Here is a 14,975-nt window from a genome sequence, read left to right as displayed (position 1 = left end):
ATTGCCTTCAAAGGAAAACTCCACCGCACGACTGCCCTCGCCAAACTTGAGTGTGGCTTTGGTCGATCGCCCTGCCAAGCGCTGCCAGAGCCAAGCCGCCAGTTTGCGAACACTGTCTAGGTTTACTTCCATTTGCAGCAGACCTGGTTCGGTTTCGTCCCCTTTTTGCACCAAACTTCCCGTTGAAGACATAGTTTGAACGGGCACTCGTTCAACATCATCGGCCAAATCATAGAGCTGGCGGTGGAGGGTTTGGGTTAAAACCTCTAGTTCTTCAGAGTTGAGATCGGGATCACTCAAAGCCAAGGAAAGCTGCATGGTTACAGGTCTGCTGAAACAACATTCACTACTAGTGTGGCATCCAGACTCTCGTTTGAGAACAGGGGTGTGATGCATCATAGAAGTGGACATCTAGCTAGAGGGGCGATTGCCCCCCAAACCCTACCTCCTCACGAGTGGTTGACTATCGTTTACCCAGGTCGATTAGACTCCCTTGTTGGAGGATGGTTATTTTAACTGAGGATCTTAGATAAGCTTAGGATTTACCCTCATTGAGGCGATCGCCCCCCAGTATCCATAGCTTCATGGCCATAATGGAGTATGCTCACTCAGTTGTCATAACCATGATTAATCGCCGTCTCTTTCTGACCCTCGCAGGTGCAACCGCAGGCGCTATCGTGCTACCCCGCTGTGTCTCTTCAACCATAACCCGTGCTCAGCCCTTGAGCGATCGCTTCATCAGCCAAGGGGGACTCTTAGAGGTGGATCTCACAGCGAGGATGGAACGTCTTGACCTCCTAGGCAACGGTCGTCCCGTGCAGGTGATGACCTACAACGGTCAAATGCCCGGCCCGATCTTGGAAGCCCGCGCGGGCGACACCATCCGCATTCACTTTACCAATGACCTGGCCGACCCCACCAACCTGCACTACCACGGGTTGCATATTCCGCCCACCGGCACGGCAGATAATGTCTTTTTGTCGGTGCCATCGGGAGAGACCTTCACCTACGAATTCACACTACCCACCGATCATCCTGCCGGCACCTTTTGGTATCACCCCCATCACCACGGGTTGGTGGCCGAGCAGGTGTTTGGCGGTCTCTCGGGTGTGTTGATTGTACGTGGTGCTTTGGATGATATTCCCGAAGTACAAGCGGCGAGTGAGGCGATTCTTGTGCTCAAAGACTTCGAAGTCAGTCAGCAGCAGATAGCCACTCCCAGCCCCATGTTTCAAATGTGGGGACGGGAAGGATCGGTGCTTACGGTCAACGGTCAACGTCGTCCTAGCTTCACGATTCCCCAAGAAGGATTACTGCGGCTGCGAATTGTCAATGCATCGGCGTCTCGATTTTATCGATTGGCGATCGCCTCCCATCCCATGCATTGGATTGCCAGCGATGCCGGAGCCTTGGAAGCACCGGTGACTGTAGACGATCTGCTGCTGGCTCCCGGTGAACGGGCTGAGGTTTTAGTCCATGGCACACAGGCAGCGGGCGAGTATGAGCTGCTCAACCTTCCCTACGATCGCGGTCTGATGACGATGATGCGAGGTATGGACAGCCAAACCATTCAGGATCAGCCGGAGGTACTGGCTCGACTTGTCTATGGCGATCGCACCACGGTGATGGCTCCACCCACTCAGCTTTTACCGATTGAGACTTTACCGGAACCCAGTCAAGTGCGGACGTTTGTCTTGAACCATGGCATGGGCGGCGGTATGGGTATGCCGGGGATGAATCGTGGCGGCATGGGCGGTATGCATCGCGGCGGCATGGGTGGCGGCATGATGCCGGGCTTTTTGATCAATGGTCAAATGTTTGACCACCATCGCGTTGACACCGAAGTCCAGCTCAATACCGTGGAAGACTGGGAGATTATCAACGACGGCGGCATGGATCATCCCTTTCACATTCACGTCAATCCCTTCCAGGTGATCGAACGCAATGGCGTGGCGGAGCCTTACCGTGCCTGGAAGGACACCGTGCTAGTGCCACGATATGAACGGGTGCGTATTCGCGTGCCCTTTGACCAATTTTCGGGTATGACAGTTTACCACTGTCACATTCTTGATCACGAAGATCGGGGAATGATGGGTATTCTGGACATCAGAGCCTAACCCGTTATCTCAACGAGGGCAGGCTATTTCATCCCTCTTGAGGATTGTTGCTGTGTCCTACTTTGTCACTGAAGTTCAACCGCCGCTGGCCTTTATCGAACCTTCGTTTAATGCTGCTGTTTGGCAGGGGGCGCGATCGCTCCTCCCGTTCTGGCTGCGATGGCGGCTGAAGATTGACCAAGTCGAGGTTCACAATGGCGACACCCTCGCCCGCCTATACCAAGACTTTCAGTCGGGCAAAGCACGCTTCCTGATTGCCTTTCGCCATCCGTCTACCAGCGATCCACTGTGCATCGCCCAGATGATCTGGTCACAGCTACCGGCGATCGCCTCCCAGCAGGGTATGAGGATCACCAACCCCCATGTCCATTTTGTCTACGATCGCGGCATTCCCCTCTGGGCAGGGCGACCAGTGGGCTGGCTGATGGCCCAGCTTGGCGGCACCCCCATCCGGCGCGGCGGTCTCGATCGCCCCGGTCTGCGCTCCATCCGCCAGCTCTTTGCCCAGGGAGACTTTCCCATGGCGGCAGCTCCAGAAGGTGGCACCAATGGCCACAATGAACTGATCAGCCCGCTAGAACCTGGCATTGCCCAGTTTGGCTTTTGGTGTGCGGAAGATGTACGCGATCGCGCTGAACAGGTGTTTATCTTACCTTTAGGCATTCAGTACCACTTCACCACTGCTCCTTGGACAAGCCTCGTCCAATTACTCAGCCAGCTTGAAGCCGATAGTGGTTGGGTGCCGCCGCCAGTGCCTGCTAACTTACCTGCTATTCGTGATGGGAAAGCCCTCACCCCTGAGCAAGAAACGTGGCTCTACCAGCGGCTATACGGACTGGGTGAACATTTATTGATTCAGCTTGAGCGCTACTACATTCGCTTTTATCAACATATGCTGCCCGAAACCCTCGCCGATGCCCTCGCTACCCCATCGCAGGTGGGAGACACCTCGCTTGACCTGCCCCAGCGCCTGCAGACGTTGCTGAATACGGCCCTGATCGTGGCAGAACAATTTTTCCAGCTCACCCCTAAAGGCACGGTGATCGATCGCTGTCGGCGGGTGGAGCAGGCGGGCTGGGATCGAATTTATCGTAACGATCTGCAATTGTCTGATCTATCTCCGGTGGAGCAGGGGTTGGCCGATCGCATCGCGGAAGAAGCGGATCTGCGACTGTGGCACATGCGTTTAGTGGAAAATTTCGTCAGCGTCACAGGGCGCTACGTGAAAGAAAAACCTACCGTGGAGCGCTTTGCCGATACCCTGCTGCTGCTGTGGAAAACCATCGCTCGCATCAAGGGCGATCGCACCTCCCAAATCCCTCGATTGGGAGCCCAACGGGTGCAGATGACGGTGGGGCAGCCCCTTTGTGTGAGCGATCGCTGGGATGACTATCAGGGCAACCGCCGTCAAGCCATCACCAGCCTCACCCAAGACCTCCAGGGTGCGCTCGATGCCATGATCCAAACGTAGGTGATCCAGATCGGTAATCTAGACCTTGGTGATCTAGATCTAAGTGATCCAGACTAAGCGATTCAGACCTAAGCCGATACCAGCAAACCACTGTGGCGTAGCAGGGCGGAGGGATCCGGTTCCCGACCTCGGAACGCCTTGAACACCTCCATGGGCGGCTGGCTGCCGCCTAGGGCCAGCACCGTATCGCGAAACCGCCGTCCCACCTCAGCGATCGCTCCATCATCGTCTAGACCCGCTTCCTCAAAAGCGGCGAAGGCGTCGGCACTCAGCACCTCAGCCCACTTATAGCTGTAGTAGCCCGCCGCATAGCCCCCGGCAAAAATATGCTTGAAGGCACAGAGGAACGAATCCTCCGGCAAGGGCGGCAGCACCATAGTGGTGGCAGCGAGGCGATCGCGCACTTGGTTGGGGGTTTCATCGCTGGTGGGCTGGTAGCGATGGTGGAGCTCCAGATCCAGCAGGCTGAGATGGACTTGGCGCAGGGTGGCACTGCCGCTCATGTAGGTGCGGGCTGTCACCAACTTTTGGTAATACTCATCGGGCAGCGGTTCGCCAGTTTGGTAATGCTTGCCCAAGCTCATCAAGGTGGAGCGCCGGTAGCACCAATTTTCCATAAATTGGCTGGGCAGTTCCACTGCATCCCATTCCACGTTGTTAATTCCCGAGGCACCGGAGTAATCCACGGTGGTTAGCATATGCTGCAGACCATGCCCAAATTCATGGAACAGGGTTTCCACATCCCGGAAGGTCATCAGGCTAGGAACGTCGTCCACCGGCGGTGATTGGTTACAAATCAAATAGGCGATGGGCAACCGCAGCCTTTCTCCTTCTACCAAGCGGATCTTGGCCCGCTGCAGACAGACATTCATCCAAGCGCCCCCCTGTTTTTCCGCAGGCCGGCTGTAGGGATCGAGGTAGAAGTAAGCGATCGCTTCTCCTTGCTCGTCTGACACTTGGAAGTAGCGCACATCGTCATGCCACACCGGAGCCTGCCCGTCTGCTGGGGTAATAATCACCCCAAAGAGCTGGCGGGCCAGGTCAAACAAACCGTCCAGCACCTGGGTGAGGGGAAAATAGGGCCGCAGCTCTTCTTCATTTAAGGCGAACTCTATCTCCCGCTGCCGCTCCGACCAAAAGGGAATATCCCAATGGGCCAGGGTGGTGATCGTGGGATCTTGACCCTGGGCAAAGGCGGTAAGCTGCTCCAAGTCGTTCACGGCCGCATCGTAGCTCGATCGGCGTAGGGACTCTAGCAGCGCTTCCACGGCCGCCACATCTGGAGCCATTTTGCTGGCCAGGCTCAGGTCTGCGTAAGAATCAAAGCCGAGGATCTGGGCTTTGATCTGCCGTAGTTCCAAAATGCGGCGCAGCAGGGTGGTGTTGTCAAATTCTCCAGAGGCGGCCCGGCCGACAAAGGCTCGGTACAGTTTTTCCCGCAGATCGCGGCGACGGCTATGCTGCATAAACGGCAGATAGCTAGGAAAGTCGAGGGTAATCAACCAAGGGCCGGCCTCGGCCGTCGCTTCGGTTTCTCCTGCCATCCGTGCCATTTGGGCCGCCAGCGATCGCAAACTGGGCGGCAACCCATCCACTTCATCGGCCTGGGTGAACAGGAAGGAGATCGCCTTGGTGGCATCTAGAACGTGATTAGAAAAATCTGTGCCCATTTCCGCCAGCTCTAGCTGGACGTCATTGAAGCGATCGCGAACCTCTCCAGTGAGCCCCACGCCAGCAAATTCGGCCTCGCGGATATTTGCCTCAACAATCCGGCGCTGGGCCGCATCCAACGTTTGCCACTCCTCGCCGTCTCGAATCGCTTTGTAGCCCTGGTACAAGGACTGGCTTTGGCTGAGGCGATTGATAAACTGTACCACTGCTGGCTGCACCGTCTGCTGAGCTTCTCGCAGTTCTGGACTATTTCTGACGCTCATCAGATGGCCAATCACCCCCCAACTCCAGGAAAGCCGTTCTTCGATGTGGGTGAGCGGCTCGATCAACCCCGACCAGGTGGGAGTACCCCGATCTTCTAAGTACGCCAATTCCTCATCTAGCTCTGTGAGCAGTTGGGTGATGGCTGGCACCACATGCTCAGGCTGGATGCGATCGAAGGGCGGCAGCCCATAGCCAATGAGGAGAGGATTTTCAAGCGGAGTTAAGACGGATTGGGTCATCGTTGCCAGGATAGGTGGGGGATAGGGGATTGGATACCAGGTAGATGCCTTTCTGATAAGGCTCTAGATTGATCCATGGCGATCGCAATTGTGATCACTATTCGATCAATCAAAGCTCTATCAAAATCGTCAGTCTGGATCCAGACCCAACGGGTAGAAGGACAAAAAAGCGGAACAACCTGTCCCGCCAATAAGAGCCCGTCAGGGCTCCCTGAGATACAGACTGATTAGGCCTGCTGATCTCTATTCAAACAGATTTACGAGATATTGTGGCAGCTATTGGGGGCGATCGCCTTGGACTGCCAATATTACGAAGTATTGCATGTTCTCATCATATCTGTCTCTAGAGAGATGTATCGCAAGAGACAAATTTTTATGCTGAGGCTACAGTAATCGGTCATCGCGAGGTGACCTAAACGGTTTCCGTATCACTCGGGGCTCGTCCATTTGCCGTGGGTATGCTTGTCAGCGATCGCTGCTGACTGTAGCTCATCTAGGTCGGCTGTGTTTATGGTTGCTCCGACTGCCCAACGCCCACCGATCAACACCGGTAGTCTTGGTAAGTTGAGGAATGCGTTGAGGCATTGCGCTTTGAATCAGGATCAGCCTTTGGCCCCTGTCCTTCAGTTTAGAGCGGAGACCCTAGCTATTTTTGTATAGAGACCCCGAGCATGAACACCCTGATCTCTTGGCTTCATCAACTAGCCCACCTAGCAGAGCCGTTGCGGCGGCTAGGGCGGCGTACGCAGCGATCGCGATGGATAGCGATCGCTCTTTTGTCTTGTATCGGTGCGATCAGCATAGGACTGATTGCCCTAGCCCAGCAGCCGGTGACCATTAGCTTCCTGGTGCGCGCCCTAGAAGCTGACCAGTTGCAGATTTTAGTCGATGAATTTGAAGCCGACAACCCCGACATTCGTCTTAACGTGGTTCGTGGGCCCAATGCCGCCGATGCCGTGGAGGACTTATATACCGCTTCCTTCCTTCTAGGGGATTCTCCCTATGATCTTATCTTTTCCGATATTGTGTGGATTCCTAAGTTTGCGGCGGCGGGCTGGCTCCAAGACCTATCCGATCGGGTGTCCGAGGACGATCTAGCAGCTTTCCTCACCGCTGATGTAGAAGCGGGGCAGGTTGAGGGAGGTCTGTATCGTATGCCCTTCCGATCCGATGTGGGGATGCTCTACTACCGCACAGATTTATTAGAAGAAGCTGGGCTAGAACCACCGGATACCTTTGACGAGTTGCTAGATACGTCCCGCACCTTGCAGGAGCAGGGATTGGTGGATTGGGGCTATGTGTGGCAAGGGTTGCAGTATGAAGGGCTGTCTGCCGGTTTTGTGGAAATTCTGGAAGGCCACGGTGGCTATTGGATTGATCCCGAGAGTCGCGAGGTGGGTCTTGATCAACCAGAAGCGATCGCTGCTGTCGAATTTCTCCAAGAAACCATCAGCAGCCGAGTCTCACCCCCCGGTGTCACCAACTATCTAGAAGAAGACAGTTTGCGGGTCTTCCAAAATGGCAACGCTGCCTTCCTAAGAAACTGGCCCTATGTCTGGCCGGAAGTGAATCGCGAAGGATCGCCCATTCGCGGTCAGGTGGCCCTGAAGCCTATGGTGTCTGAATCAGGACACAACAGTGGTGCCTGTCAGGGCGGCTGGGGCTTTGGAATTTCGTCCACAACGCCCCACCCCGATGAAGCTTGGCGGGTTGTGGACTTTTTCACCAGTGAAGAAGCCCAGCGCCAGTTTGTTGTGGAGTATGGCTATGTACCCAGCCGCCGATCGCTCTTCACCGATCCGCAGGTGATTGAAGCCTACGACCACTACGACGAACTCTTAGAAGTGGCAGAACAAGCCGTTCTGCGTCCGCCCATTGGTCAATATGCCCAGGCATCTGATATTCTGCAGCGCTACCTCAGTGCCGCTATTACTGGACAGTTGACGCCAGAAGCCGCCATGGAGCGAGCAGCGGGTGAAACCCGTCGGGTTTTGGGTTCTGCCTAAGCGCACCATTCCTATTCTTCGGGTCGTCTGCGACCCACCGACCCCCTAGCAAGAGATGCGATCGCTATGAAAGATACGATTCGGATGCGAGAGATGCGTACCGGGTGGCTGCTGGTCTTACCCGCCATCTTGGTGCTGCTCCTCGTCTATGCCTATCCCATTATCCGAGCCTTTGTGCTGAGTCTGTTTACCGAAAACCTCAGCAATGGTCTCAACGCCGAGTTTACGGGCTTCGACAACTACACGCGCATGGCCCTTGATGGACGGTTCTGGGGCAGTATCTGGAACACCTCGATCTTCACCGCTGTGTCCTTGGTGATTGAGTTAGTCCTAGGGCTGGGTTTTGCCCTGGTGCTCGACCAAACCTTTCGCGGGCGAGGGCTGGTGCGCACCATTGCCATTTTGCCCTGGGCCTTGCCTACTGCCTTGATCGCCTTGGCCTGGCGCTGGATTTTTAACAGCGAATATGGCGTCTGGAACGACATGCTGATGAACTGGGTGCCGCTGATCGGCAATCCAGTGAACTGGCTGGGTGATCCTGCCTGGGCGATGATTTGCACGATCGCGGCTGACGTATGGAAAACTACCTCGTTTGTCAGCATCCTGCTGCTGGCGGGTCTACAGTCTATTCCCCAGGATCTTTACGAAGCCCATGCCATTGATGGCGCAAGTCGCTGGCAGAGCTTTCGGCAAATTACCTTGCCCTTGCTGATGCCGCAGATTTTGATCGCCATGCTCTTCCGCTTTGCCCAAGCCTTCGGCATCTTTGATTTGATCTCCGTCATGACCGGCGGGGGACCAGGCGGGGCCACCGAAATGGTGTCGCTCTACATCTATTCCACCGTGATGCGCTACCTCGACTTTGGCTACGGTGCTGCCTTGGTCGTCGTCACCTTCCTCATTTTGATTGCCGTGGTTGCCGTGGCGATCGCCTACTTCAACAAAGCCCGTTCTGCTGCTACCGGAGCTGACGCATGACTACAACCCAAAAGCCTGTGGTGTCCTCCAATCCCACCAAAGCCCGCCCCACTTGGGTGCAAGTTACCCTATGGGTGGCGATCGCCTTCATTTTGATCTTCAGCTTGGGGCCAGTACTGTGGGAACTCTTGACCTCGATTAAAACCAACGAGGCGATTACCACCGACCCCGTGGTCTATATTCCCGCGTTGGATCAATATACCTTCCAACACTATATTGACCTCTTCGCCCGAAATCACTTCCACCGCTACCTGTTCAACAGCGCCTTTGTGGCGATTATCTCCACGGTGCTCTGCCTCTGCATTGGCGCACCGGCAGCCTATGCCCTGGCCCGCCTGCGCATCCCCGGCGAGCAGATTATTCTGGCGGTGGTCTTAGTCGTCACCCTATTCCCCTACATCCTGCTCTTCCTAGGGTTGCTGGAACTGGTGCGCGCTGCCGGCCTCGCGAACAATTATCTGGCGTTGATTATCCCCTACACCGCCATTAATTTGCCCCTGACCATTTTGGTGATGCGCAGCTTCTTCCAGCAGTTGCCCCGAGATCTCGAAGACTCCGCCAAGGTCGATGGCTATAACACCCTGCAAATGCTGCAGCAGATTGTGTTGCCCATGACTCTCCCCGCCCTTGCCACCACCGGCATCTTGGCGTTTATTTTTGCCTGGAATGAGTACATTTTTGCACTCACGTTTATCACCCGAGAGAGTATGCAAACCGTTCCCGTTGCTGCTGCCCAACTGGCTGGCACCACCCTCTTTGACATCCCCTACGGCCCCCTAGCCGCCGCCACCATCTTAGGAACCCTACCCTTGATTCTCTTGGTGCTGTTTTTCCAACGCCAAATTGTCCAGGGACTCACCTCTGGTTCTGTCAAAGGCTAAGGGCGATCGCCTTCCCCAAGGCCCAGCCCGCGTTCTGTTTTCCTACTCCCTTGATTCACAGTCTGACCTACCGAATACGGAAAAGTTGCCATGGCTAAGCTCGAAGTACAACATCTCAACAAAACCTACGGCCGTACCATTGTCCCCGTCAAAGACATGAGCTTTACGGTCGATGACGGCGAATTTCTCACCCTTGTGGGGCCCTCCGGTTGCGGAAAATCTACCACCCTGCGCATGGTTGCCGGTCTCGAACAGCCGACGCGCGGTCGGGTGATGATTGGCGAACAAGACGTGACCCATGTGAGTGCAGGCGATCGCAATATTGCCATGGTGTTTCAAAGCTATGCTCTCTATCCCCACATGACCGTCTACGACAACATGGCCTCGGGGCTAAAACTGCGCAATATGTCTACCGCCGCCATCCAAGAACGGGTTGCCGATGCCACCCGCGTCCTAGGGCTAAATGATCTGCTCAACCGTAAACCTGCCAAGCTATCCGGTGGACAGCGGCAGCGGGTGGCGTTGGGACGGGCCCTGGTGCGTCGCCCCGATGTTTTTCTGCTGGATGAACCGCTGAGTAACCTTGATGCGCTGTTGCGGGAACAGGTGCGGGCCGATTTGAAGCAGATTTTTGATGCGCAAAACACGCCGGTGGTCTATGTCACCCACGACCAAACCGAAGCCATGACCCTATCCACCAAGGTGGCGGTGCTCCATGAAGGCAACGTGCAGCAGCTCGACTCACCCCGCCACATTTACGATCGCCCCGCCAATCGCTTTGTGGCAGGCTTCATTGGCAGCCCCCAGATGAACCTATTTACCCTCCCCTGTGAGGGCAACACGGCAGTCTTGGGCAATAGTCGCCTGCGCCTGCCCGATCGCTTTGCGCCCCCGCCCGAAGCTGTTTTGGGTATCCGTCCTGAGCATGTACGCATTGCCCGCCCTGAGGATAGGGAAATCCTAGAGGGCAAAGTGTTCCTGGTAGAACATTTGGGCATGAGTAACCTGCTGAGTATCCAGGTGAAGCATAGCGATCTAAAAGTACGGGCTTTGCTGCCCAGTGATCAAACCTGGTCAGACGAGATTACCTTGGCCATTCCCAGCCAGCATCGCCACTGGTTCCATGCCCAAACTGGCGATCGCCTTCCTGATGCCGTTCCCAGCCATGTATCGTAGACCAGCAAGGCTGGTGGTGGAGCCGACTTCGAGCAACTACTAGCCATCTGGTCAAGCCATCCGGTAGAATTGAATCTTGCGTGTAAACGCACATTGTCGCGATCGCAGTAGAACCATGTCCCGCAAGTGTCAACTCACTGGCAAAAAAGCCAATAACGCCTACGCGGTGTCTCACTCCCACCGTCGTACCAAGAAACTCCAGCACGCCAACCTGCAAGACAAGCGCATTTGGTGGCCCGAGGGCAACTGCTGGGTACGGTTACGCCTATCGACCAAGGCAATCAAAACCCTAGGTCACAAAGGTATCAATGCCTTGGCAAAAGAAGCAGGCATCGATCTCAATCAGTTTGTCTGTGACGTCTATCCAACCCTAGACGTATAAGCGATCAAACACTAGCTTCTTACTCTAGAAGCGAATTTCACCGGATTCAACGGGTCAAAGCCGTGCCAATTCAAGTTATGTGCCCGACGTCTTCGGGCCCCCACAGCGAGATGTAGCAATACATCTCGTTTGTTGTATGAGCGGCTATAGGCCTACTGACGTGAATCAACACATCCGCATTTCCATGGAATCCCTGATCAGTTTCATGCCGCACCTGGGTAGGCTGGCACTAGACCTTGAATGGAACTGATTTCTACAACGCGATCGCCTTCCATGGTGGGCCAGCTAATCGATGTGCCAAGACCATGGGACGCAAGGAGGGCGATCGCACCCCGCATCTTCAGACACCATCAGGTTATCAACGCCATTTAAGATCCTGGTTCTGCCGTCATTTCACCCCGCATTGACGCCACGATTCAAAAAGATTTCAAAAAAAGAATCAACCTTTGCGGAATCGGCTCATTCAAACTTGGATCACAAGTTAATTCTTTAGGGTTCTGCCTTTAAGTCCCGAGACGCAGATTAGGATTTGTCGTGACCCAAGCATCTACCCCAACGTCCTCAACACCTGCGTGCAGATTTAGGCAACGTATTCTATCCACACTACTCTCTGGTTTTCCCCTGGTTTTCCCCGACCAGTTCGGCGATCGCCCCCGATAATCTACCCTATTTATTCCACTATTTCAGTTGGATCCAAGGCACCCAAATTGCGACAGGAAGGCAGTTATGTCAACCCGTAAGTTAACTCAAGCACTCGGCAAGCTGATGCGACAGGTTCGCCAGTTTGCTCAGCAGCTCACCAAAACATTTGTGAACTGGGTTCTGAAAACCCTATTTTTGCTAGGTCGCCACTCTGTGATGGGCAGAGCTGGCGGTTTCGTCTTGCCTACCACTATTCTTCTTTTGCTGGTGGTGAGCCTTAGCGTTGGAGCCATCAGCTATCGTAGCTTCAGCCGCACCAATGACACCATTGCCGATCGCCAGCAGCGGGTTGTGTATAACACCGCCACCCCTGCCATCGACCGGGCCAAGGCCAAGCTAGAGTACATGTTCAACCGAGAGCGAGACAGCCGACTCCCGAGCGGGATTCCGCCAGAATTGTCGCTGTACGAGATGATGTTGAACAATACGCCAGGCAACCAGCGACTGCTGCCCGGTGGTCAAGATCCCTACACTTTTCCTGCCGACCCAACTGGCACCTATGGCGCAGAAGAACGCATTGACCTGAACGGTGATGGCGACATCGACAATGCTTGGCGCTATCGGGCTGACACCAATGGAGACGGCACCGATGACGCTTGGGTTGCCTACTCGCTGATTTTCCGCACCCCAGCGAACTTCCAAGACCTCAACAACCAAACGCGCCCCGCGTTAGAAACCCGCGCCAACGCCCTACAAATCCGCAACGGGCCGTTGAGCAATAGCTCTCAAGCCAACCCCGCCTGCGCAACCAACACTGGTACCCAGCCAGAGGCCGGTTGGTTCCCTGACCAAGCCAACACCTCCATGGTGCGGAAAAACTTCCAGGTGAGTGTTTACGTGCTGCCGGATGAACGCAACCGCACAGTTTCTACCCTGGAATTTCAGCAAGACCGGGAATATAGCCGGGGCAACAAGTGGGGAGCATGGTTCCGTAATGACCTAGAGATCTTCCCTGGCCCAGAATTTAACTGGAACGGGGCGATGCACACCGAAGGTAGCCTAGTTGTTGGCAACAACGCTTACAATGCTTACCTGATAAGTTCTCCAGCCTCTTGTCTTTATACCCGCCAGGCCTCTGAAGTCACGGTGGGTGATCTGGATGACACCGACCCCAACACCGATGGCAACCAACCCTTCCAAGGGCAGGCCATGAGTGGCAAAATTGGGACGGATCGCTTTGAAAACCAAAACCGCTTCCACGTCTATCGCGAAGGTGAAGCGCCGCTCATTGGCAACAACAACGCCATTTTGTTCAACCGCGATCGCGACTCTGTAGCCAACAACGGGCCTTCTCCTTCTGACTATTCCCTTGACCCCGTTTTTCTCTTTACTCAGGATCGCTCCAAGCCCCGTAACGTTCCCGGTGATGACACTAGCGTTTATCGTGAAGCACGCTGGAACCGTGAACAAGACAATATCTTCCTGCGGGAAGGACGGATTTATAACCAGTCAGAAGATACGCCCTTCGTAGACGACTCCTTCCGAGCGGATAACCGCTTTGGGCCAAACCCTCGGGTCAAAGGCGTGCCGATTCCTGGCTTGGGTATTCCTATTGACGGCGATTTAGCCACCGCTGACGGCAGCTTGGTGGTGTCTGAAGCAGACCTGATCCGCACAGAAGCCCTAACGGGTGACGCTAACGCCGCCAACGTTGGTCTAGATGGCTACTGGGAACGCCGGGCCGATGCGGAAGGCATGAAGATTGTAGTTGGCCAACGTTTGGAGCTGGGCAACCCCGTGGGCTGGGGCGGCATCCTCAATGCAAGAGGATGGCCCCCTGAACGGAACATATCAGGCCTTCTCGAAGCCGACATCAGTGACCTCGAACCTCTACGGCCTTGGAATACCTGCACCGGCGGTAATGCCAACCGCTGCCACGAAGCTCGGCAACGACGCACCTTGCGGGATAACCTAGCAGCGGTGCAGTCTATGGCGGTCTATCACTTTGAAGACGCTACCGACCTACCCACAGCCTGCATGGCGCTCACGGTTCATCCTGGAACGCCAGAAACCCTAGCCCGAGCGGCAACCTTCCAGAACTTGAACGTGGGCAACTGGGGCGGCATTGGCACAGAATACCCCTTGGTGATCAGCAACTTCTTTACCGGCACCGGCACCAATGGCTGGGAATTTGAAGCTCCGGCAAGACCCGCCTTCAACCCCGGAACGCCCATGATGCGGGCCTTGGCCAACCTAGCCAACTTTGCGGGCGACCCCAACGGCGGCTCACCCTCCTTCCCGCCCGTGCAAGACAACACGGTGCATCCCTATCCCAGCAGGGCCATGTGGGGAGACTTCTCCATTCTTCGCCGCATCCTCAATAGCGACGGCGGTGGCATTGCCGATGCGGACTTCAATGGCTACGAAGACCTCAGCCCTGCGGATAAAACTACCCTGCATACGGCGGCCTGCACCCTAGGGATGTTGGCCTACAACGTAGACTACATGCTGAAGTTTGACTATACCGCCAATGCCAACACCCGCAACGACATGCAGTTGCTGGCAAATCGGATTCTTCAACTGTATGGGGTTGGCGCACAGTCTGCCCTGGGGGCTGGTGGCTATGGTCTACCTGCTGTACCGGCGGGGGCTCCAGGCGGTAAGCCCACCACGGTGGATGACGCTGCTAACAACTATCAGTTTGATAATCGCCGGGAAGCTTTCACCCCAGACAACATTATCTATGGGCTGAAGCTATGGCGGCACCAAACGGCCGGAGCTAACCGCCCAGAATTTGATCGGTTGATTGCTCTTGCTGAAATTGTCTCCACTCGCGAACAAATCATTCGCGATTTGCGCCGAGGCTTTTCGTCTGGGCCTAGCCCACAGCCGGGATGTTTTGATCCCTCCAATCCCACCAACAGCAGCCCCTTCTATAATTTGGCTGGTACTGAACCCCTAGGTGGGCTCTGCACAGCCTATCCCAAGTACCCAATTCTCTATGCGCTGTTCCCAGGACGCGATCGCAGCGATCGGGCCGGCGGCACAGATAACGCCAACCTCCGTGATGCGCGAGATCGGGCAGCGGGTACCAACTACCGCGCCTATATCCAAAGCGTCAACAACGCCAATATCGTTTACCGGGAGA

11 protein-coding genes are annotated in these 14,975 nt (G+C 55.4%); 8 read left to right on the top strand and 3 right to left on the bottom strand.

Annotated features, from left to right (window positions below):
• Window positions 1-318: hypothetical protein (locus V6D20_14780; GenBank protein HEY9817045.1), on the bottom strand; the 318-nt coding region annotated here is incomplete at its 3' end.
• A 305-nt stretch (window positions 319-623) separates the two neighbouring features.
• On the opposite strand from V6D20_14780, the gene V6D20_14775 reads away from it, so the two are divergent.
• Window positions 624-2,117 carry a multicopper oxidase family protein gene (locus V6D20_14775; protein HEY9817044.1) on the top strand — a complete coding sequence of 498 codons (1,494 nt, stop codon included), beginning with the start codon at window positions 624-626 and terminating at the stop codon, window positions 2,115-2,117.
• Between the two features lie 52 nt (window positions 2,118-2,169).
• Window positions 2,170-3,588 carry a 1-acyl-sn-glycerol-3-phosphate acyltransferase gene (locus V6D20_14770; protein HEY9817043.1) on the top strand — a complete coding sequence of 473 codons (1,419 nt, stop codon included), beginning with the start codon at window positions 2,170-2,172 and terminating at the stop codon, window positions 3,586-3,588.
• A gap of 68 nt (window positions 3,589-3,656) precedes the next feature.
• On the opposite strand, the gene V6D20_14765 is transcribed toward V6D20_14770, so the two are convergent.
• On the bottom strand, window positions 3,657-5,762 hold the full coding sequence (locus V6D20_14765) for a M3 family metallopeptidase (GenBank protein ID HEY9817042.1): 2,106 nt from the start codon (window positions 5,760-5,762) through the stop codon (window positions 3,657-3,659).
• Window positions 5,763-6,433: 671 nt separating this feature from the next.
• Here V6D20_14765 and V6D20_14760 point away from each other — a divergent pair.
• The 5 genes from V6D20_14760 (at window position 6,434) to rpmB (ending at window position 11,185) form a co-directional block, all read left to right on the top strand.
• A complete protein-coding gene (locus tag V6D20_14760) occupies window positions 6,434-7,768 on the top strand; it encodes an ABC transporter substrate-binding protein (GenBank protein ID HEY9817041.1) in 1,335 nt (444 codons plus the stop codon).
• Window positions 7,769-7,834: 66 nt separating this feature from the next.
• Window positions 7,835-8,746 carry a sugar ABC transporter permease gene (locus V6D20_14755; GenBank protein HEY9817040.1) on the top strand — a complete coding sequence of 304 codons (912 nt, stop codon included), beginning with the start codon at window positions 7,835-7,837 and terminating at the stop codon, window positions 8,744-8,746.
• Window positions 8,743-9,627: a carbohydrate ABC transporter permease gene (locus V6D20_14750; protein ID HEY9817039.1), complete on the top strand. Its 885-nt coding sequence runs from the start codon at window positions 8,743-8,745 to the stop codon at window positions 9,625-9,627. The genes V6D20_14755 and V6D20_14750 overlap by 4 nt, the downstream gene beginning before the upstream one ends.
• Window positions 9,628-9,717: 90 nt before the next feature.
• Window positions 9,718-10,803: an ABC transporter ATP-binding protein gene (locus tag V6D20_14745; GenBank protein HEY9817038.1), complete on the top strand. Its 1,086-nt coding sequence runs from the start codon at window positions 9,718-9,720 to the stop codon at window positions 10,801-10,803.
• Between the two features lie 115 nt (window positions 10,804-10,918).
• Window positions 10,919-11,185, top strand: a complete 267-nt coding sequence (gene rpmB, locus V6D20_14740) for a 50S ribosomal protein L28 (protein ID HEY9817037.1) — start codon at window positions 10,919-10,921, stop codon at window positions 11,183-11,185.
• A gap of 203 nt (window positions 11,186-11,388) precedes the next feature.
• Here the strand turns inward: rpmB and V6D20_14735 are convergent, their stop codons facing one another.
• Window positions 11,389-11,523 carry a hypothetical protein gene (locus tag V6D20_14735; GenBank protein HEY9817036.1) on the bottom strand — a complete coding sequence of 45 codons (135 nt, stop codon included), beginning with the start codon at window positions 11,521-11,523 and terminating at the stop codon, window positions 11,389-11,391.
• A gap of 388 nt (window positions 11,524-11,911) precedes the next feature.
• Between V6D20_14735 and V6D20_14730 the strand changes: the two genes are divergently transcribed.
• Window positions 11,912-14,975 (top strand): hypothetical protein (locus V6D20_14730; protein ID HEY9817035.1); only part of this gene is annotated, 3,064 nt, incomplete at its 3' end.

The organism is Candidatus Obscuribacterales bacterium (genome assembly GCA_036703605.1).
Taxonomy (GTDB): domain Bacteria; phylum Cyanobacteriota; class Cyanobacteriia; order RECH01; family RECH01; genus RECH01.
The sequence above is the reverse complement of the archived record's forward strand: the minus strand, read 5'-3'. Positions and strand labels throughout refer to the sequence as shown.